This is a genomic window from Rhizobium sp. SVR5-9E, from assembly GCF_056755095.1.
In genome coordinates, this window is sequence record NZ_JBNDHS010000002.1 from 55,154 (window position 1) to 72,690 (window position 17,537).

A 17,537-nucleotide genomic window follows, 5' to 3' on the forward strand; every position below is an offset into this window, starting at 1 on the left:
GGCCGAATAACATGATTGTGACACTCGGCTAACGGCCACCGTGAATACATGGGCGTGAGAGGCTGTACTTGACCGTGACGGTATCCCGCTATTTTCTAACCCACGTTTCGATTTTTCGATTTTTAAGGTGAGGAGAGCGACTATGGAATATCGCCAGCTGGGCCGCTCCGGTCTCAGGATTTCGACCATGACGATGGGCACGATGACCTTCGGCGGCAAGACCTGGGCGAAAGCCGTCGGCGAGCTCGGCGTTTCCGACGCCCGCCGCCTCGTCGATATATGCCTCGATGCCGGCGTCAATCTGATCGACACCGCCGATGTCTATTCGGCCGGTCTCTCCGAGGAAATCCTTGGCGAAATTCTCGGCGGGCAGCGCAAGAACGGCGTGCTGATCGCCACCAAGGCCCGCTTCCCGATGGGCGATGGGCCGAACGACGCCGGTTCGTCGCGGCAGCACCTCATCGCCGCCTGTGAAGCCAGCCTGAAGCGCATGAAGACTGATGTCATCGATCTCTACCAACTCCACGAGTGGGACGGCCAGACGCCGCTGGAAGAAACGATGGAGGCCCTGGACACGCTCGTGCGGCATGGCAAGGTCCGTTACATTGGCTGCTCGAATTTCTCGGGCTGGCACATCATGAAGGCGCTCGGCGTCTCCAGGGAATACAAATACCAGCGCTTCGTCAGCCAGCAGATCCACTATACGCTCGAAGCCCGCGATGCCGAATACGAGCTGCTTCCGATTGCCGTCGATCAGGGTCTTGGCGTCCTGGTCTGGAGCCCGCTTGCCGGTGGCCTGCTTTCCGGAAAGCATCGCCGCAATCAGGCGACGCCCGAGGGCACGCGCCAGTTCGCCGGCTGGACCGAACCACCGATCCGCGACGAAAACCGCCTCTGGAATATCGTGGAAACGCTGGTCTCGATTGCCGAAAGCCGCGGCGTGTCGGCGGCGCAGGTCGCGCTCGCGTGGCTGATCGGTCGCAAGGCCGTGACTTCGGTCATCATCGGCGGCCGAACCGAGGCGCAGTTCAAGGACAACCTCGCTGCCGCCGACCTGAAGCTGACAGACGACGAACGCAAGCGCCTCGACGACGTCAGTGTGCCGCCGGTAATCTATCCTTACTGGCACCAGCTCAATACGGCGAAAGACCGTTTGGGCGAGGCGGACATGGAATTGTTCGCCCCGCACCTGAAATAATAGGCTTCGAAGAGATCGGCGCCGTTCAGGCGCCGATTTCCTTTGCGATCAGCCGGCCGAGACGGCCGATGCCTTCCTCGATCATCTGATCGTTGGCGCACGAGAAGCTGACGCGGATCGTGTTCTCGCCCGAGCCGTCGGCAAAAAACGCCTTGCCCGGAACGAATGCAACCTTGGCGGTCTCGATCGATTTCGCGAGCAGCGCCGCGCCATCCATGCCCTTCGGCAGCGTGATCCAGATGAACATGCCGCCTTCCGGCTTCGTCCAGCGGATACCTTCAGGCATGTGCTTTTCGAGCGCGGCTAGCGTGCAATTGCGCCGATGGCTATAGGCGGCCTTGATCTTGGCGACTTGCGCATCGAAACCGCGCTCTGCAACCTGGGCAATCGCCATCTGGTTGATCGTCGAGGAATGCAGATCGGCGGCCTGCTTCATAAGTACGAGCTTACGGATGACCGGCGCGTTGGCGACAATGAAGCCGACGCGAAGGCCGGGCGCCAGCGTCTTGGAGAAGCTGCCGCAATAGATCGTGCGCGTATCGTTGATATGGCCCTTCTTGGCAATTTCCAGCGCCAGGATCGGCGGGATCGCCTCGCCATCATAGCGCAGCGACTGGTAGGCGGCGTCCTCGATAACAGCGATGTCGAGTTCTTCTGCAAGCTCCAGAACTTTTTCGCGGCCTGCGCGATCGACCGTTTCGCCGGTCGGATTCGAAAAATCGGCGGACAGATAGGCGAACTTCACCTTGCCGCCATTCTGGGCCGCCGTCGCACGGTAGGATTCGGGCGTCCGGTTGCCGTTCGGCGTCAACTGGTCGTAAGACGGCTCATAGGCGTTGAAGGCCTGCAGCGCTCCGAGATAGGTCGGCCAGGTTACGAGTGCGGTATCTTTCGGCGACAGGAAAAGCTTGCCGAGATAATCGAGACCCTGCTGTGAGCCAGAAACGATGAAGACATTGTCGAGGCCGCAGGGGATGCCCAGCGCCGCCATCTGCTTGACCAGCCATTCGCGGAGCGGCTTGTAGCCTTCGCTCACCGAGTATTGCAGCGCCGAGTTGACGGCAGCGCTCTCGAAAATATCGGCATAGGCGGCCTTGAATTCCTTGTCGGGAAACAGCGCCGGATCCGGAATGCCGCCGGCGAAGGATATGATGTCCGGCTGCTCGAGAAGCTTCAGAAGCTCACGGATTTCCGATGCACGCATGCGCGACGAACGGGTCGCAAAGATATTGTCCCAATTCAACATGGGAGTTTCCTCGTAATTTTTTGTCGTTTGCGGACCAAATCACGCAACAAAAATTAAGTCAAGAATGCTGACCTATTTTCTTGTAACAGTGACAAGTTTCAGGTCTTGTATTCGAAAGCGGCATTGACAGGAATAGCGAGGCGCTGGAAATCGAGCGGGTCTTGACCGACTAACGTTATTTTCTTACCTTTTTTCTATCGATAAGGATCGGGTAAGAATGGCGACGGCAACACTATCTGCGAAATTTCAGATTTCCATCCCCAAGGAAGTCCGCGACCGGCAGCACTGGTCGGCGGGGCAGGAATTCGTCTTTGTCCCCAAAGGCAAGGGCGTCCTGCTGATGCCGGTCCCAGAATTGAATGATCTTCGTGGGCTTGCAAAGGGAGCAAACCCCGAGAATTACCGCGACAGAAACGATCGCTTTTGATGCGTGTGGTCGATAGCTCCGCCTGGATCGAATGGCTGGTTCACGGCAAGTTGGCCAAACGCCTTCAAGACGAGATGCCTGATCGAAGCCAATGCATCGTTCCGACGATCGTGCAGTTCGAACTCGCAAAATGGCTTGAGCGGGAACGCGGCGAAGAGGCTGTCGATAGTTTCTTCGCCTACACGACCACATGCATCGTTGTACCGCTAGAAACGATGCTCGCCCGGCGCGCAGCGGAGATTTCGGCCGCTCACAGGCTGGCTATGGCCGATGCTATCATCTATGCGACCGCAGAGCTTCACGATGCCGATATCTTGACACTGGACGCACACTTCAAGGACCTCGATCACGTCGTATATTTCGAGAAGAACGTATGACCTCTTCATTCTACGACGAAAACGCCGAGACTTATGCCTCGCGAAACCGGAAGCTGCCGAGGGCGAGGCTCGATGCGTTTCTCACGGCCCTCACCGACGGCGCCAGGATCTTGGAGCTCGGCTGCGGCGGCGGGCAGGACAGCGCCTACATGCTCTCCAAAGGATTCGACGTGACTCCAACGGACGGCTCGGCGGAACTGGCCAAGCAGGCGGAGAAGCTGCTCGCCAGACCGGTGAAAGTCATGCGCTTCGAAACGCTCGATGCCGAAAGCGAATTCGACGGTGTGTGGGCCGAGGCCAGCCTGCTGCACGTGCCGCGCGCGGATTTGCCAGCCACACTCGCCCGCATCTGCCGTGCACTGAGCGATGGCGGCGTCTTCCATGCAAGCTTCAAGGCGGGAACGGCAGAGGGTCATGACAGCTTCGGCCGCTATTACAACTATCCTTCCGCGGCCTGGCTTTCGGGATTGCTGTCTGCCGGCGGCTGGCAGAACATCAGCATCGACGAAGCCGATGGTAGCGGCTACGACAACAAGCCGACGCGCTGGCTTTTCGTGAGGGCTCGCAAATAGCAAGGGCCGGGAGCGTTTTCCGCTCCGCAAAACCGCCTTACGCTGGAGTGATGGAACGTACCGTCCCGTTGTTGTCCACGACACAGGCGAACTTGCGGCCACCCGCGTCGAGATCGACGCCATATGTGACCGCGTCGAGCTGCCGCGAGCTGACAGGGAGAACCTTGCTGCCAGTCGTACCGGCGCTACCTGCGGCAGCATTGGCGCACATCAGTTGCAGATCCGCCGGCGCCGTCTGCAAGCTGGTTCGCGACATGTCCGTCGGTGGCGGTGACGACGATTGGCAGGCACCAAGAAGTGCCGCCGCAACCGAAATGAATGCCATCGTCCAGTTCAAACGCCCGCTCATAGGTGCCCCCAACACGTCCGCCTCCGTTCATTCCTCAAAACGCGCCCTCGCCGGCCTTGCCGTCCAGTCGTCAGATTCCCCTGTAGAGCGCCGCCCCTTGCATCAAGACGATGACCTTCGCGCCAACCGAGACCCGTGAGTACAGGTCGACAACATCGTCGTTGTTCAGCCGGATGCAGCCGGAGGAAACGTCGAGCCCGATCGTCCACGGTTCAATCGTTCCGTGAATGCGGTAGATCGTGTCGTTGTCGCCTTCGTAGAGATACATCGCACGGGGACCGAGCGGATTGTCGGGCCGGCCGCCTGGCATCCCGGCTGCCCATTTGGCCGCATTCGGGTCGCGCGCCACCATTTCCGGCGGCGGTGTCCAGGTCGGATTTTCCGCCATTCGACCGACCCGCACGATGCCGGCCCAACCGAACCCTTCCCGCCCGACGCCGATGCCATAGCGTATCGCCTGTCCTCCCGGCTGCACCAGATAGAGAAAGTGCTGGTTGCCGTCGATGATGATCGTCCCCGGCTCCTCGGCCGTGCGGAATGTTACGAGCTGCCTTCGGAACGCCTCGGGCAACTGCTTGTTGCGGGCATAGAGCTGCCTGGCCTTCTTCTTGTCGTAGTCGACCCACTTGCCCGCTCTGGCGTCGTAAATCTGCGTCTGGGCAAGAGCAGCAACAGACGCCAGGCAAAGGCCGGCGGCAAGAAGCGCAAACCCGAATTTCCGTGCCCTGGAAGCAGTCGCAAGGCGTGAGGTGCCAGAGATCGCCGTCATTGTTTTGCCCACCCCTCGACGCGCGCGGCATTTTGCTCGACCCATTTTTTCGCATAGTCGAGCGGCGCCTGGCGCTCGACCCCGAGCGCATAACTCATCCCTGTCACCTCGTCGGAGGAGAAATCTACCTTATCGAGGAATTGCGCGATCTCGGGACGCTTCTTCGCAAAAGTCGACGCGTAGGCGATCTGGAAGTGCGCCGCGTCCCAGGCGGTGGTAGCGCTCGACTTGCTGATCCAGAGCGGGTCTTGCGCGGAGACCAGTTTCCACTTCGCCGGATCATGCGCAGGCTCCTCGAGCCTGGTCAGTTCGTGTAGCTGGAAAACGTGGTGCGGTGCGTAGCAATAGAACACCATCGGCCGGTCGGTCGCCACGGCCGCATCGACGGCCGCCATCGCAACCTCTTCCTCCGCCTCGACGAGAGTCAGGTTCGACGCGTAGCCGTAGCTGTTCGCCCTCACCCGCTCGATCCCGGTCGAAAGCCAGGTGGGAGCGCCGATCCACATCTCGCCCCGGCCATCGCCGTCGGTATCCAGTACCTTCGTCTTTTCGGGATCGGTGAGATCGGCGACCGACTTGATGGTCTTCGCCGCCGCTGCAGTCGCGCACAGTCCCTGCCAGGCGGCGACGCTCTTGTTGCTCAGCGTCACTTCGCCCTTCTCATCCACGTACTTCTTGACGAGGTCGTCGAAATTCGGCCGCCACACCTCCGGCTGGACATCGACTTTGCCGGTCTCCATCCCGACGAACGACGTCATCGTCCCCATGGCCTGCACGTCCACCTGCAGCCCGAAGGTCTTTTCGATGCCGACCTTAAGGATGTTGGCTGTCGCCTGTCCCGAAGGCCAGTTCGGCGCGGAGATTGTCAGGTCGGCCGCCACCGACGGAAATGCCGCAAGCAATGTCGCAACGGCGGCCAACGTCAGAAAATTCGATGCATTTCGCTTCACAGTCCCATCCCCCGGAAATCCAGAACGTACTGCATGCCATGCGATCGATGACTGCCACATGGGGCGTGGGTACGCCCGGGTCCCTCCGCTGAGCCCCCCGCTCAAGGCAAAAGCCAGTCATTTGCCGGCGAGGATGCATCAGCTTGATCACCCGCGTCAACTTGTCGTTGCCCATTTTGTCCGCAGTACAGGCCCAAAACGGCCTTAGATCCCGAAAAATCACACAAAAAAGAAGCCGGGACATGCCCGGCTTCCTCTCATTCAGTAGACGTTAAGGCCTTAGTTGACCGACTTGTCGACCACCTTGTTCTTCCCGATGCCCGCATCGCCAAAGGCGTGCAGAGCGACAAACGGGGATCGGCAAGCTCCTTAGTTGACCGACTTGTCGACCAGCTTGTTCTTGCCGATCCACGGCATCATGCCACGGAGCTTGGCGCCGACTTCTTCGATCTGGTGGCTGTCGTTGTTGCGGCGGATGCCCTTGAAGCGGGCCATGCCCGAACGGTATTCCTGCATCCATTCGGAGGTGAACTTGCCGGTCTGGATGTCCTTCAGGACGCGCTTCATCTCGGCTTTGGTCTCTTCGGTGATGACGCGCGGACCGGTGACGTATTCGCCCCACTCGGCCGTGTTCGAGATCGAGTAGTTCATGTTGGCGATGCCGCCTTCGTAGATCAGGTCGACGATGAGCTTCACTTCGTGCAGGCACTCGAAATAGGCCATTTCCGGAGCATAACCGGCCTCGACCAGCGTTTCGAAGCCAGCGCGGATGAGCTCCACGAGACCGCCGCAGAGAACGACCTGCTCGCCGAAGAGGTCGGTTTCGCATTCTTCGCGGAAGTTGGTCTCGATGATGCCGGAGCGGCCGCCGCCGACGCCGCAGGCGTAGGAGAGAGCAAGTTCAAGGGCATTGCCGGAAGGGTTCTGGTTAACGGCAACGAGGCAGGGAACGCCGCCGCCCTTCTGGTATTCGCCGCGAACCGTGTGGCCCGGACCCTTCGGGGCGATCATGACGACGTCGACGGAAGCCTTCGGCTCGATGAGGCCGAAGTGGACGTTGAGGCCGTGCGCGAAAGCGATCGCTGCGCCGTCGCGAATGTTGGGAGCGATTTCCGACTTGTAGATGTCGGCCTGCAGTTCGTCCGGCGTTGCCATCATCATCAGATCGGCCCACTTGGCGGCTTCGGCAACGGTCATGACCTTGAAGCCGTCAGCTTCGGCCTTCTTGACGGTCGGCGAACCGGCCTTGAGCGCAATGACGACGTTCTGGGCGCCGCTGTCCTTCAGGTTCAGCGCATGCGCGCGGCCCTGCGAACCGTAGCCGATGACGGCGACCTTCTTGGACTTGATGAGATTGAGATCGGCATCACGATCATAATAGACGCGCATTGATTTTTCCTTCCCTTTGCTTGTCTTGTTGATTGGAAACAGCGGAACTCAGCTCAGAGCCGGCATTTCCGCCAAAACCTTGTCCGTGCCGTAAAGCCGAAGGAAGGCGGTGACTGCCCTCTCCGCCTGCTGCGCGGTATCCTTGAGGCCCGGTTCGCCGAGCAGCATGCGCACATGCAGATCGGAGACGATCAGGCCGTAAAGTGTGCGATATGCCTCATCGGCATCATGAAAACGCAGCAGCCCTGACCGCTTGCCAGCGTCAATCAGCGCCATGGCGCGGCGGTCAATCTGCCGGCGGCCGCGCTCCAGGAGCAATCTTCCAAGTTTCGAGCCGTCGCGGTTCGACTGGCCGATCGCGAGCCGGTTCAATGCAAGTGAAACATCTCCGGCCAGCACGTCCAGCAAATCCCGCGCAAAGATTACAACATGATCATGCAGGCTCGCAGCCGTCAGGCGTTCGCCGCCGCGCTCGAACGTGCGCACCTTGCTGGCCTGATAGGCGATCATGGCCGAAAGAAGACCGTCGCGGTCACCGAACCACTTGTAGAGGCTTTCCTTGGAGCAGTTGGCAGCACGCGCGACCCCGGAAGTCGTCAGGGCTTTCTCCCCGCCATCGACGAGAAGCTGCAACGCCTGCTCCAGAACGGCGTTCTGACGCGGCGAAAATTCGCTGGGCTCCAACGATTCAGCAAACACGATAAGCACTCCCCCATACGTACCGTACGGTACGGTTCACGAGGGTTTATCGCGCAGAAGCGCTCCCCCGTCAATAGTCTCACGGAGACCCGAAGGACAAATTTTTCGCAGGACACGCGCCGTTTTATTCGGCAGCGCTCAGCACGGCATCGACATCGCGTGCCGGCGACAGGCCGTAGAGACGGCTGTACTCCCGGCTGAACTGCGACGGGCTCTGGTAGCCGACGCGGTGACCGGCGGTCCCGGCATCCAGTCTCTCGATCAGCATCAGCCGCCGCGCCTCGTGCAGGCGAAGCTGCTTCTGGTATTGCACAGGCGTCATCGCCGTTATCGCCTTGAAGTGATGATGGAAGGACGAGACGCTCATATTGACGTGCTCGGCGAGGTCCTCGATGCGCAGCGTCCTTGCAAAGTTCTCCCGGAGCCAGCCGATGGCACGCGCGATCCGGTTGCCGTGACTGTCGGCCATGGCGAGGTTGATCAGCTGATCACCGGCCGGTCCGATCAAGATGCGGTAAAGGATTTCCTGTTCGATCAGCGGCGCCATCGCCGGGATATCGTCCGGACTATCGAGCAAGCGAAGCAGCCGTACAGCAGCGTCGAGAAGCTGCGGCGTCGCGTCATTCACGACGATCCCGCGCTGACCAGGGGTGGTCGCTGCCGGCCGCTGGATGTTCGCACGGCTGAGCAGATCAAGCAGTTTCTCGCTGTTGATGGCAAAGGTCAGGCAGAAGTGCGGGACCTCCGGGCTGGCCTCGACCACCCTCCACACGACGGGCAGGTAGAGCGACGTCAGGAGGTAGGAGCCGGGGCCGTAGTTGATCGTGTCCGTGCCAAGCTGCACGCTCTTTGCACCTTGAACCACCATCGCAAAACACGGGCGATAGCTGCCGTGGCATGGCGCGCTCGGTGTCGTGCGACGGCTAATCCCGAGCCCTTCGATGCCCGTCTGGAACTCGCCCTCGCCGGATGCGAACCGGGCTGCGATCGATGCGATCTCCTGATATCGGTTGAACGGCAGTGTCATGCGGATAGCTCTCTGATGAAGGACGGCCGGGCGGCGCGGCTGCTCCCTATCTAGAATGCATTCAGCCTTTGGCAAATACCCCGCGCCTTCACTTTTGCAGGATCGGGCAAAAAGGCTGGAGGATCGCTCTAACGCCCGCGACGGCTTGTAGGGCATAACTGCGCCATCCTCTCCACCCCCGCGAAAAGAAGGATTTTTCCATGCCTATTGCTAGAGGCTATGCCGCTACTGACGCATCCAAGCCGCTGACGCCCTTTACCTTCGAGCGCCGCGACCCCAACCCCGACGACGTCGTCATCGACATCAAGTTCGCCGGCATCTGCCATTCGGACATTCATACCGTCCGCAACGAATGGAAGAATGCCGTCTATCCGATCGTCCCGGGCCATGAAATCGCCGGTGTCGTATCGGCCGTCGGTTCGGCCGTGACCAAGTTCAAGGTCGGCGACCGTGTCGGCGTCGGCTGCTTCGTCGATTCCTGCGTCGGCTGTGCTACCCGCGACGTCGACAACGAGCATTACATGCCGGGCCTCGTCCAGACCTACAACAGCGTCGAAGTCGACGGCAAAACCGCCACGCAGGGCGGCTACTCCGACTCGATCGTCGTCAAGGAAGGCTACGTCCTGTCGATTCCGGACAACCTGCCGCTCGACGCTTCCGCACCGCTGCTTTGCGCCGGTATCACCCTCTACTCGCCGCTGCGTCACTGGAATGCCGGCCCGGGCAAGAAGGTCGCGATCGTCGGCATGGGTGGTCTCGGCCATATGGGCGTGAAGCTCGGCGCCGCCATGGGTGCCCATATCACGGTTCTCTCCCAGACGCTGTCGAAGAAGGAAGACGGCCTGAAGCTCGGCGCCAAGGAATACTACGCCACGAACGACGCCTCGACCTTCGAGAAGCTCGCAGGCACCTTCGACCTGATCATCTGCACGGCCGGCGTCGCGATCGACTGGAATGCCTACCTCGGCCTGCTCAAGGTCAATGGCTCGATGGTCATCGTTGGCGCCCCGGAACATCCGATCCCGGTTCACGCCTTCGCCCTGATCCCCGGCCGCAAGAGCCTGTCCGGCTCGATGATCGGCTCGATCAAGGAAACCCAGGAAATGCTGGACTTCTGCGGCGAGCACAACATCGTCTCGGAGATCGAGAAGATCAACATTCAGCAGGTCAACGAAGCCTACGAGCGCGTACTCAAGAGCGACGTCCGCTACCGCTTCGTCATCGATATCGCCTCACTGGCAGCATGATACTCGCTTTAGTCATGCTCGGGCCTGTCCCGAGCATCTGCAAACGCCGAATTTATTGAGAGCTAGCAGATCATCGGCACAAGGCCGAGGATGACGTCGACTAAAGCAAGCGCTCTATCTCGACAGGCAAAGGCGGCTCTTGGAGCCGCCTTTTCTACTTCTCCTCCCGCATGGTTTCCTTCTGGGTAATCAGCCGGGCGCTGTGCTTGCCGCTCAGAAAGATCCAGAGCCAGTTCCAGGCGACGGCGAAGCGCGACCGCGTGCCGATGAGGAAGTAGATATGGGCGATGCCCCATACCCACCAGGCAAGCCACCCCTTCAATTTGATGCTGCCGAAATCGATGATCGCCGCACTCTTGCCGATGGTCGCGAGACTGCCCTGATGGCTGTAGCGGAACGGCGCTGCCATGGTTCTCCCCGCAATCCGCGCCCGGATAACCCTTGCCACATAGGTGCCCTGCTGCTTTGCGGCAGGCGCAATCCCAGGTACCGGCGAGCCATCCTCCCGCTTCACCGAGGCCGTATCGCCGATGACGAAGACATCGGGAAAGCCCGGCGCCGTCAGGTTCTTCTCGACCACCACGCGCCCCGCCCGGTCAGCCGGAACATCAAGCCACTTCGCGGCGGGCGACGCCTGGACGCCGGCGGCCCATACGATCGTCCGGCTGGCGATGAACCGCTCGCCGATCATCACGCCTTCAGCCGTGCAGTTCGTCACCATCTCTCCGAGATGAACCTCGACGCCGAGTTTTTCCAGCGCATGCTGGGCGTAAGCGGAAAGCTCCTCGGCAAAACTCGGCAAGACGCGCGGCCCGGCTTCCGCCAACACGACCCTGGTCTTGCGCGTATCGATGTTGCGGAACTCCTCCGGCAGGATGTGATGCGCAAGCTCGGCGATGATGCCTGCCAGTTCGACCCCGGTCGGGCCGGCGCCCACGATCGTGAAGGTCAGCAGCGCATCCCTGACGGCCGGATCGCTTTCCAGTTCGGCCCGCTCGAAGGCGAGCAGCATGCGACGGCGGATCGTCGTTGCGTCCTCGAGCGTCTTCAGCCCCGGCGCGACGGGCTCCCATTCGTCATGTCCGAAATAGGCGTGCGTTGCGCCGGTCGCAAGCACCAGCGTGTCGTAAGGTAAGGTCACGCCATTCCGTAAGGTAATGACCTTGGCAGCCGTGTCGACCCCAGTCACCTCGCCGAGCAGCGTCGTCACATCGGATCGATCGCTGTAAAGCTGCCGGATCGGCCAGGCGATTTCGGAGGTCGAAAGGATCGTCGTTGCGACCTGATAGAGCAGCGGCTGAAAAAGATGGTGATTGCGGCGATCGACCAAGGTGATCTTCGCTCCCGCACCCCTGAGCTCGTTGACGAGTTGCAGCCCGCCGAAGCCGCCGCCGACAACGACGACACGATATTCGCTCATGACATACCTACCCTTTCGCGATTTCGCTGCGGAAGATGTCGGCTTTCGTAAAAGGGCTTTCAACCGCTGGGCCGGAATAGCTGCCCGCCTCAGCCGGCATAGCTGACCGGGATCGCTGTACCGCCCTTCAACAGCTCCATGGAGATCGACGCCGAGACGTCGAACAGTTCGATCTTGCGGACGATCTGCTTGTAGATGATGTCGTAATGCTCGACGCGCGGCAGGACGATCTTCAGGATGTAATCCTGATTTCCGGTCAGCCGGTGGGCTTCGACGATTTCAGGAATGCCGCTGATCGCCCTGCGGAAGCTCTCGATCCATTCGTCGGAATGATGCGCCGTCTTGATCAAAGCAAAGACCGTCGTCGGCACGCCCATCTTCTCACGGTTGAGCACAACGATGCGCCTGGCGATATGGCCGCTCTCCTCAAGGCGCTGGATACGCCGCGAGCAGGCAGAAACCGAAAGCGCAACCCGTTCCGCGAGAACACTCACGGAAATACCGGCATCCGTCTGCAGAAGGTCGAGAATCTTTCGGTCGCGATCATCAAGCATTGCTAAAGTTTACGTTGGCGCTGATTTTTTGCACGATATGATAAAAATGCACAAAGTCATAGAGCCCGGTTATAAAGACGATCAAAGAATGCAAACATTCGGCGCAAGGACTGATGCATGCTTTGGGCAATCGAATCCGGGGGATGGGAGCAAGGAATATGCAGACAATCGGCCTGATCGGCGGCATGAGCTTTGAAAGCTCGGCGGTCTATTATCGTCTGGTCAACGAGATGGTTCGCGAACGCCTGGGCGGCCTGGCCTCGGCCGAACTTGTCATGCATTCCGTCAACTTCGAAGAAATCGTCGAAATGCAGAAGGCAGGGGATTGGGATGCCGCCGCCGCCCGCCTCGGCGATGCCGCGCTTCGCCTGCAGATTGCCGGCGCCCGCTGCATCCTCATCTGCACCAACACCATGCATCTCATCGCCGACCAGGTGGCTTCACGGATCTCTGTTCCGCTCATCCACATCATCGATGAGACCGCACGCTCGTTGAAGGTTGCGGGACGCAAACGTCCCCTGCTCCTCGCAACGCGCTACACGATGGAGCACGGCTTCTATTCGGGTCGCATGAAGCGCCTGGGTGTCGACGTCATGGTCCCGGAGGCCGCTGACCGCACCACCGTTCACGACATCATCTTCAACGAGCTGTGCTCCGGAAAGGTCCTCGACAGATCACGGGCGAAGCTGATGGAGATCATCGAACGCGAGCGCGCCAAGGGCGCAGACAGCATCATTCTCGGCTGCACCGAGATCTGCCTGATCCTCGATCCAAACAAGCTGCCCCTGCCCGGCTTCGACACGACTGCGATCCATGCCAAGGCTGCCGTCGATTTTTCGATCGGCGAAGAGCAGAGCGACGAAACCGAAGCAGCCTGAGCAATTACTTGACTCAGTCAATTAATTAGAGGACAAAGTCTCTTATCGGGAGACTTTGTCATGCACGATTCCGCCCTTATCGAAGCGGCGCGAGACTTCAGCCGTTTCTATACGAATTTCCTCGGTGTCCTGAACAAGGCCTATCTCGACACGCCCTTCACCCTGACGGATGCACGGGTGCTGTTCGAGATCGGCTCGCATGACGGCATAAGCGCCGTGACGCTCGCCCGCGACCTTCATCTCGATCCGGCCTATCTCAGCCGTATCCTGAAGCGCTTTCGTGCGGATGGCCTCATCGAGACCCAGGCCGATCCTGCCGATCTGCGCAGCCAGATCATCAAAGTCACCGTTAAGGGACATCAGCAATTTCAGGAGCTTGGGCGCCGCTCGAATGCGCAGATTGCCGAACGCTTCGACGTGCTTGCCCTCGGCGAGCCGCAACGCGTCGTCAACGCCATGCAGACCATCCGCTCGCTGCTCGACCCGAACGGCAGGCCGAACCCTGCGATCATTCGCGCACACCGGCCCGGCGACATCGGCTGGATCGTGCAGAGCCAGGGCAAGGCCTATGCCGAGGAATACGGCTGGGACATGCGGTTCGAAGGCCTCGTCGCCGAAGTGGCCGGCCGTTTCCTCGCCAATTTCGACCCGGAGATGGAGTATTGCTGGATCGCCGAGCGCGACGGCATCAATGTCGGTTCGGTGCTCGTAACGAATGGCCGCGATGGGATCGCCAAGCTGCGATTGCTCTATGTCGACAAGGCCGCACGCGGTCTCGGCCTCGGCAAACTGCTCGTCGATGAATGCATCCGCTTTGCCAGGGCGAAGGGATATCGCCAGCTTTCGCTCTGGACCAACGACGTACTGGAGGCTGCTCGCGGCATCTACGTGAAGGCTGGCTTCCGGCTTGTTTCCGAAGAGAGACATAAGATGTTCGGCCCGGAGGAAAACGGTCAAACCTGGGTTCTGGATCTCTAGATTGCTGCATCGCAAAAAATTGACTTGATTTGGAAACGGTCATTTCCTAATCCGACGAACATGACCACAGCAACCATCAGCGAGCAGAGTCGATCGCGCGGCAGGCCGCGGGAATTCGACATGGAGGCAGCGCTCGATAAGGCGCTTGGCGTCTTTTCCGAGCGCGGCTATCACGCCGCCTCGATCAGCGAATTGACGGACGCAATGGGGCTCGCCTCGGGCAGCGTCTACAAGGCCTTCAAGGACAAGCACGGCATTTTCCTAGCCGCCTTCGACCGCTACCGCGCCGTACGCCGCGCTTTGCTGGATGCCCGCATGGCAACGGCGGCGACCGGTCGCGAGAAGGTCCGTGAAGTTCTGACCTTCTACGCCATCTCGTCCCACGGAGAATCCGGCAAGCGGGGTTGCCTTGTCGTCAGCAGCGCCAAAGAGCTTGCGATCTTCGATGAGGAGGCTGCAGAGCGGGTCGCCGGTGCCTTTGCTGCAAACGAGAAATTGCTGCTGGACCTCATCCGCCTCGGCCAGTCCGATGGCTCGATTCCCAAGACGCTCGATGCGGCGACGGCTGCGCGGACGCTCCTCTGCTTGATCAAGGGCATGCGCGTCGTGGGCAAGACCGGCCGCACCGAGGAAGATATGAACGTCGTGGCGCAAGCCGCCATGAAACTTCTCACCCCATAGAGACCGCCGCAAAAGCGGGTGGCGACCAAAGACTTTTAGACCGATCCTCCATATTCGCATGCCGGAGTTTTTTATGAGCGTTTCAACCGCCACGAACGAGACCGCGGTTCCCCGGACGATCTCGCCTTTGATGACATTCCTTTTCGCCGCCGCCTGCGGCCTTGTCGCCGCCAATCTCTATTACAGTCAGCCGCTGGCAGGTTTGATAAGCGCCGACCTCGGCTTCACGCCGGCGGCCACGGGCCTGATCGTGACGCTGACGCAGATCGGCTACGGCCTTGGCTTGCTCCTCATCGCACCGCTCGGCGACCTCCTTGAAAACCGCCGCCTCGTGCTGGTGCTGACCCTTGCGTCGGCCGCAGCGCTCATCGGCGCCGCATTCTCATCGACGCCAAGCCTGTTCCTCTTTGCCTCGCTGTGCATCGGCCTGTCTTCCGTTGCGGTCCAGGTCTTGGTGCCCTTCGCCGCCCACATGGCGCCGGATGCAATACGCGGCCGCGTCGTCGGCAACGTCATGAGCGGTCTTCTCTGCGGCATCATGCTTTCCCGCCCCGTGGCCAGCTTCATCGCCGAGGCCTCATCCTGGCACATGGTCTACTACGTCACCGCGGCTATCATGGTCGGGCTGGTCGCCATCCTGCATACAAGCCTGCCGGTTCGTGTGCCGCATACGAGGCTCGGCTACGGCAAGCTGCTCGCCTCGATGCTCCACCTTGCCACGACCTCCCGCGTCCTTCAGCGCCGCGCGCTCTATCAAGCCGGGATGTTCGGCGCCTTCAGCCTGTTCTGGACCACAACGCCGCTGCTGCTGGCCAGCCCGACATTCTGTTTCACCCAGAACGGCATCGCGCTCTTTGCGCTCGCCGGTGCTGCCGGCGCGATCGCTTCGCCGATTGCCGGGCGTCTTGCCGATCGCGGCCTGACGAGAGCCGCCTCGACGCTCGCCATGCTGCTCGGCATGTCAGCTTTCCTGATCGGCCATTTCGCGACGGACGGCTCAACGCTGGCCATTGCCCTCCTGACGGCCGCCGCAATCCTTCTCGATTTCGGCGTAACGACCAACCTCGTCTGCGGCCAGCGGGCGATCTTCGCGATCAGCGCCGACCATCGCAGCCGCCTGAACGGCCTCTACATGGCAACCTTCTTTGCCGGCGGCGCTCTCGGCTCGGCGATCGGCGGCTGGGCCTATGCGACTGGCGGATGGACGATGGCAGCGTGGATCGGCTTCTGCTTCCCTACCTTCGCCTTCCTGCTCTTCCTCACCGAGGGACGCGGCAAGTAAGCCGCATCTCAGCCCTCGGCGGCATCGAAACGAACTCGGGCGGCGCGAACCGCGTCATGGTTGGCTTCCGCCCAGTTCAAGAGCAGTGCCAGCGTGCCGTAAAGCGAGCGGCCGAGTTCGGTGATACGATACTCGACGCTCGGCGGCTTGGTGGGAAACACCTCCCGCTCGATGTAGCCTTCGCGCTGCAGGTCGCGCAGCGTCTGCGTCAGCATTCTCTGGGAGATATCGGGGATCTTCCGCCGCAACTCGCCAAAGCGATAAGGGCGTGCGGCAAGCGCTTCCAGCATTAGCGTCGACCACTTGCCGCCGATCTGCTGCATCATGTCCCTGACTGGGCAATTGTTGAAATCGAGATCGCCGAGATCGATCTCGCGACGAATGCCGGGAGCCGGGTTGCTCTTCAGATTTCGCACAGCGCCGTTCATGTCGGGTGGTTCCTCTTTGGTAACCTAGAGCGGAAAAACTGCCTTCTTTACAGCCCCAGGTCAATTCCTATTTTAGTGCTGCTCTCTTTTTGAGACCACATAGAGGAAGACCTATGAGCGAAACAATTCTTGTTACCGGCGCGGCCGGCCAGCTCGGCCAGCGCGTCATTCATCACCTGCTCGAAACCTACAAGGTTCCCGCCGCCAACATCCTCGCAGCAACCCGCGATCCGGCGAAACTTGCCTCGCTTGCCGCCAGGGGCGTGGGCATCCGCAAGGCCGATTTCGACGATGCGGCAAGCCTCGAAACCGCCTTCAAGGGTGTCGATCGCCTGCTGATCATCAGCACCGACGCGCTCGCCGTCCCCGGCCAGCGCCTCAAGCAGCACAAGGCGGCCGTCGAGGCTGCGGCAAAAGCCGGCGTGAAGCACATCGCCTACACATCCATGCCCTCGCCCGACAGGTCGGTCGTCACCTTCGCGCCGGATCACCTTGGCACCGAGAACGCCATCAAGGCGACCGGCATCCCCTACACCATCTTCCGCAATGCCTGGTATCACGACAACTACCTGATGGGCATGCCGCATAACCTGCATGCCGGCAAATGGTATACGTCGGCTGGCGATGGCAAGATCTCGACAATTGCGCGCGACGACTGCGCGCGGGCGATAGCAGCAGCACTCGCATCCGCCTCGACAGAGAGCGTCACCTATACGCTGACCGGCGCGCGGTCCCTGGCCGCAAAGGAGATCGCAAACATCGTCGCCGAAGCAGCCGGAAAGCCGCTTGAGGCCATCCCGGTCAACGACGAGCAACTCGGCCACGGCATGCGCAGTGCGGGCCTGCCGGACTTCGTTGCCGACATGCTGGTGTTAGCCGATGCGAACATCCGTGCCGGCAACTTCGATATCGTCACGGAAGACTTCAAGACGCTGACCGGCAAGGAGCCGCAGCCGCTGAAGGATTTCTTCGTGGCCCATAAGGCGGCACTCGCCGCCTAACCCGGACAAGGCCAGCAATGAGATGGCGCGCCCTCATCCCTGTGCTTGTCATAGGGATGAGGGAA

General features: G+C 60.7%; 20 protein-coding genes. 10 read left to right on the forward strand and 10 right to left on the reverse strand.

The annotated features are described in order from the left end of the window. The first annotated feature begins 142 nt into the window (after window positions 1–142). Window positions 143–1,198 carry an aldo/keto reductase gene (locus ACPYOJ_RS01560; protein WP_481414679.1) on the forward strand — a complete coding sequence of 352 codons (1,056 nt, stop codon included), beginning with the start codon at window positions 143–145 and terminating at the stop codon, window positions 1,196–1,198. A gap of 25 nt (window positions 1,199–1,223) precedes the next feature. Here ACPYOJ_RS01560 and ACPYOJ_RS01565 read toward each other — a convergent pair whose 3' ends face one another. Continuing rightward, a complete protein-coding gene (locus ACPYOJ_RS01565) occupies window positions 1,224–2,444 on the reverse strand; it encodes an aminotransferase-like domain-containing protein (RefSeq protein ID WP_481414680.1) in 1,221 nt (406 codons plus the stop codon). Between the two features lie 217 nt (window positions 2,445–2,661). On the opposite strand from ACPYOJ_RS01565, the gene ACPYOJ_RS01570 reads away from it, so the two are divergent. Genes ACPYOJ_RS01570 through ACPYOJ_RS01580 form a run of 3 tightly spaced genes read left to right on the forward strand, consistent with a single transcriptional unit; the run spans window position 2,662 to window position 3,820 of the window. Further along, complete coding sequence (locus ACPYOJ_RS01570; protein WP_481414681.1) at window positions 2,662–2,871, forward strand: AbrB/MazE/SpoVT family DNA-binding domain-containing protein; 210 nt, start codon at window positions 2,662–2,664, stop codon at window positions 2,869–2,871. Further along, the gene (locus tag ACPYOJ_RS01575; RefSeq protein WP_481414682.1) at window positions 2,871–3,248 is read left to right on the forward strand and encodes a PIN domain-containing protein; all 378 of its coding nucleotides are present in this window, start codon (window positions 2,871–2,873) and stop codon (window positions 3,246–3,248) included. The genes ACPYOJ_RS01570 and ACPYOJ_RS01575 overlap by 1 nt, the downstream gene beginning before the upstream one ends. Then, window positions 3,245–3,820, forward strand: a complete 576-nt coding sequence (locus ACPYOJ_RS01580) for a class I SAM-dependent methyltransferase (RefSeq protein ID WP_481414683.1) — start codon at window positions 3,245–3,247, stop codon at window positions 3,818–3,820. Before ACPYOJ_RS01575 ends, ACPYOJ_RS01580 begins: the two co-directional genes overlap by 4 nt. 37 nt (window positions 3,821–3,857) lie before the next feature. Here ACPYOJ_RS01580 and ACPYOJ_RS01585 read toward each other — a convergent pair whose 3' ends face one another. The 6 genes from ACPYOJ_RS01585 to ACPYOJ_RS01610 form a co-directional block, all read right to left on the reverse strand. Then, window positions 3,858–4,169, reverse strand: a complete 312-nt coding sequence (locus tag ACPYOJ_RS01585; protein WP_481414684.1) for a hypothetical protein — start codon at window positions 4,167–4,169, stop codon at window positions 3,858–3,860. 70 nt (window positions 4,170–4,239) lie between these two features. Continuing rightward, the gene (locus ACPYOJ_RS01590; protein ID WP_481414685.1) at window positions 4,240–4,938 is read right to left on the reverse strand and encodes a L,D-transpeptidase; all 699 of its coding nucleotides are present in this window, start codon (window positions 4,936–4,938) and stop codon (window positions 4,240–4,242) included. Then, on the reverse strand, window positions 4,935–5,864 hold the full coding sequence (locus tag ACPYOJ_RS01595) for an ABC transporter substrate-binding protein (protein ID WP_481414834.1): 930 nt from the start codon (window positions 5,862–5,864) through the stop codon (window positions 4,935–4,937). The genes ACPYOJ_RS01590 and ACPYOJ_RS01595 overlap by 4 nt, the downstream gene beginning before the upstream one ends. Window positions 5,865–6,257: 393 nt before the next feature. Then, window positions 6,258–7,277: a ketol-acid reductoisomerase gene (gene ilvC, locus ACPYOJ_RS01600; RefSeq protein ID WP_481414686.1), complete on the reverse strand. Its 1,020-nt coding sequence runs from the start codon at window positions 7,275–7,277 to the stop codon at window positions 6,258–6,260. Window positions 7,278–7,325: 48 nt separating this feature from the next. Further along, on the reverse strand, window positions 7,326–7,976 hold the full coding sequence (locus ACPYOJ_RS01605) for a TetR/AcrR family transcriptional regulator (protein ID WP_481414687.1): 651 nt from the start codon (window positions 7,974–7,976) through the stop codon (window positions 7,326–7,328). Between the two features lie 124 nt (window positions 7,977–8,100). Further along, window positions 8,101–9,003 (reverse strand): AraC family transcriptional regulator, encoded by a 903-nt coding sequence (locus tag ACPYOJ_RS01610; protein ID WP_481414688.1) that lies wholly within the window; start codon window positions 9,001–9,003, stop codon window positions 8,101–8,103. Window positions 9,004–9,203: 200 nt separating this feature from the next. On the opposite strand from ACPYOJ_RS01610, the gene ACPYOJ_RS01615 reads away from it, so the two are divergent. Further along, entirely contained in the window at window positions 9,204–10,250 is a 1,047-nt protein-coding gene (locus ACPYOJ_RS01615) for an NAD(P)-dependent alcohol dehydrogenase (RefSeq protein ID WP_168830788.1), read from the forward strand. Between the two features lie 154 nt (window positions 10,251–10,404). On the opposite strand, the gene ACPYOJ_RS01620 is transcribed toward ACPYOJ_RS01615, so the two are convergent. Both ACPYOJ_RS01620 and ACPYOJ_RS01625 read right to left on the reverse strand, forming a co-directional pair. Beyond that, window positions 10,405–11,670 carry an NAD(P)/FAD-dependent oxidoreductase gene (locus tag ACPYOJ_RS01620; protein WP_481414689.1) on the reverse strand — a complete coding sequence of 422 codons (1,266 nt, stop codon included), beginning with the start codon at window positions 11,668–11,670 and terminating at the stop codon, window positions 10,405–10,407. Window positions 11,671–11,759: 89 nt separating this feature from the next. Next, window positions 11,760–12,224 (reverse strand): Lrp/AsnC family transcriptional regulator, encoded by a 465-nt coding sequence (locus tag ACPYOJ_RS01625; protein WP_481414690.1) that lies wholly within the window; start codon window positions 12,222–12,224, stop codon window positions 11,760–11,762. Between the two features lie 158 nt (window positions 12,225–12,382). Here ACPYOJ_RS01625 and ACPYOJ_RS01630 point away from each other — a divergent pair, with 158 nt between their 5' ends. The 4 genes from ACPYOJ_RS01630 to ACPYOJ_RS01645 all read left to right on the forward strand — a co-directional run bounded on the left by ACPYOJ_RS01630 (window position 12,383) and on the right by ACPYOJ_RS01645 (window position 16,043). Then, a complete protein-coding gene (locus ACPYOJ_RS01630; protein ID WP_481414691.1) occupies window positions 12,383–13,102 on the forward strand; it encodes an aspartate/glutamate racemase family protein in 720 nt (239 codons plus the stop codon). Between the two features lie 60 nt (window positions 13,103–13,162). Further along, a complete protein-coding gene (locus tag ACPYOJ_RS01635) occupies window positions 13,163–14,080 on the forward strand; it encodes a bifunctional helix-turn-helix transcriptional regulator/GNAT family N-acetyltransferase (RefSeq protein WP_481414692.1) in 918 nt (305 codons plus the stop codon). A 60-nt stretch (window positions 14,081–14,140) separates the two neighbouring features. Then, window positions 14,141–14,761, forward strand: coding sequence for a TetR/AcrR family transcriptional regulator (locus ACPYOJ_RS01640; RefSeq protein ID WP_481414693.1), 621 nt, complete (start codon window positions 14,141–14,143; stop codon window positions 14,759–14,761). 73 nt (window positions 14,762–14,834) lie between these two features. After that, window positions 14,835–16,043 carry an MFS transporter gene (locus ACPYOJ_RS01645; protein ID WP_481414694.1) on the forward strand — a complete coding sequence of 403 codons (1,209 nt, stop codon included), beginning with the start codon at window positions 14,835–14,837 and terminating at the stop codon, window positions 16,041–16,043. 8 nt (window positions 16,044–16,051) lie between these two features. On the opposite strand, the gene ACPYOJ_RS01650 is transcribed toward ACPYOJ_RS01645, so the two are convergent. Continuing rightward, window positions 16,052–16,471, reverse strand: coding sequence for a winged helix-turn-helix transcriptional regulator (locus ACPYOJ_RS01650; RefSeq protein ID WP_168830780.1), 420 nt, complete (start codon window positions 16,469–16,471; stop codon window positions 16,052–16,054). 113 nt (window positions 16,472–16,584) lie between these two features. Here ACPYOJ_RS01650 and ACPYOJ_RS01655 point away from each other — a divergent pair, with 113 nt between their 5' ends. After that, the gene (locus tag ACPYOJ_RS01655; protein WP_481414695.1) at window positions 16,585–17,472 is read left to right on the forward strand and encodes an SDR family oxidoreductase; all 888 of its coding nucleotides are present in this window, start codon (window positions 16,585–16,587) and stop codon (window positions 17,470–17,472) included. The last annotated feature ends 65 nt before the right edge of the window (window positions 17,473–17,537 follow it).